Source organism: bacterium (genome assembly GCA_037131655.1).
In the GTDB taxonomy this organism is placed as follows: Bacteria; Armatimonadota; Fimbriimonadia; order Fimbriimonadales; family JBAXQP01; genus JBAXQP01.
Map to the genome: position 1 here is coordinate 1 of JBAXQP010000468.1, position 1639 is coordinate 1639.

General features: G+C 44.2%; 2 protein-coding genes. Both read right to left on the reverse strand.

Annotated elements, in window-relative coordinates:
• Nucleotides 1–182: 182 nt before the first annotated feature.
• A complete protein-coding gene (locus tag WCO51_13685) occupies nucleotides 183–1040 on the reverse strand; it encodes an IS3 family transposase (protein MEI6514305.1) in 858 nt (285 codons plus the stop codon).
• A 20-nt stretch (nucleotides 1041–1060) separates the two neighbouring features.
• Nucleotides 1061–1639: helix-turn-helix domain-containing protein (locus tag WCO51_13690; protein MEI6514306.1), on the reverse strand; the 579-nt coding region annotated here is incomplete at its 5' end.

Below are 1639 nucleotides of genomic sequence, written 5' to 3' on the forward strand. Positions count from 1 at the left end.
GTTCTATCGTCTGGCTGCGAACCTCGGTAAGAATATTCTCCAATTGGTGCAGCAGCGTTTCGAGCTCGCCGAGGCCCACCATTTGCGCTCCGCCTTTGATACTGTGAAAAGCGCGGAAGACTAAATCGACCGCGTTATGATCTGCACCCTGTCAAGTAGACAGCACAAAAAAATAAAATAAATTAAGCAGCCTTGGTTCGAACTTCCATCGGACTAAGGCTGTTTAGTCTTATCTGTAATCTGTCATGGTTATAAAAATGAATGTAGTTGGCAATGTCCTTTTCAAGGGCTTCAAAGTCTTGGTATTTGTGCAGACGATACTTTTCACACTTGAGTGTTCCCCAGAATCCTTCCATCGGTCCATTGTCAATGCACTTTCCGACACGTGACATACTTTGCGTTAAGCCATGGCTGTCTACTCGTTTCTTAAATCCCCACGAGGTGTACTGGTAGCCTCGGTCGCTGTGAATCATCGGTGTCGCACCGGGTGCCATTTCCAAGGCTAAATCCAACGTCCGGAAAACAAGGCTATTATCGTTGAAACGGCTTAACACATGGGCAACAATCGACTTGTCATGCAAGTCCAGGATCGCGCTGAGATAAGCTTTGTGTCCGTCTCCGTATTTGAGCTCCGTCACGTCGGTCAACCATTTTTCATTGGACTTTACTGCAGAGAACTGGCGGTTCAATAGGTTTTCTGCCACTTGTTGTGGTGTTGACGTAACATATCTCTTTTTCTTCCGGCGAATAACAGATTGGATTCCTGCCACCCTCATCAGGCGATATATCCGCTTGTAGTTAATTTGCTGGCCGGTTTGCCGTCTTAGATTGATGGTTAATTGTCGATACCCATAAATCCCTTCGACCTTCTCGTAGAGCACAATCATCATTTTCATGAGTTGTCCGTTCTTCTGCTCGAGGGGGCTAACTCGGCGCTTCAACCATTTGTAATAGCTCGAACGAGGAATCTCTGCGATTTGGCACAGTAAATGGATACTAAAATGCTTTTCTTGTTGGATTGCTTGGATGGTTAAGTAGATCCTTTCCTGTCGGACTTGGCTTAAGAACGCCTCCTTTCGAGTTCCTGCAACTTTTTTAAGAAGGCATTCTCCGCTCTGAGTCGCTCATTTTCGGACTCTAGTTTTTTCACAGAAAGTTTTTGCTTATCTATCTCACTTAATTCTTCCAGTTCCCGTTTTCGTCCTCGGCCATCTTTTAAGGCATCTACGCCACCCGCTTCATACTTCTTTACCCATTGATAAACCTGTTGGTAAGAAATCTGAAAATCCCGGGACGTGTTTTGGTAATCATAGTTGCGCGACAGACAGTGTAAGACAATATCGATTCGCTCTTGCCAAATTGTAGAACGGCTCCTCGTCATAACAGGCATTCCTCCACCTTCATCGGATTTAAAGCTGCTATGACTATTATATTGCTGAATCCATCTTCTGAGTTGGGTACGATTGGTTATTTTATATTTATCTATGATCTGAGTCTTTGAATGCTTTCCTGCAAGATACTCTTGAACCGCTTGAACTTTAAGTGCTCCCGCATATTTTTTATTGTGAACTCGAGGCTCTAACCCTTCATATCCATATAACTCATAACGATGCCACCAGTCTAATAAGCTTGATTTGCT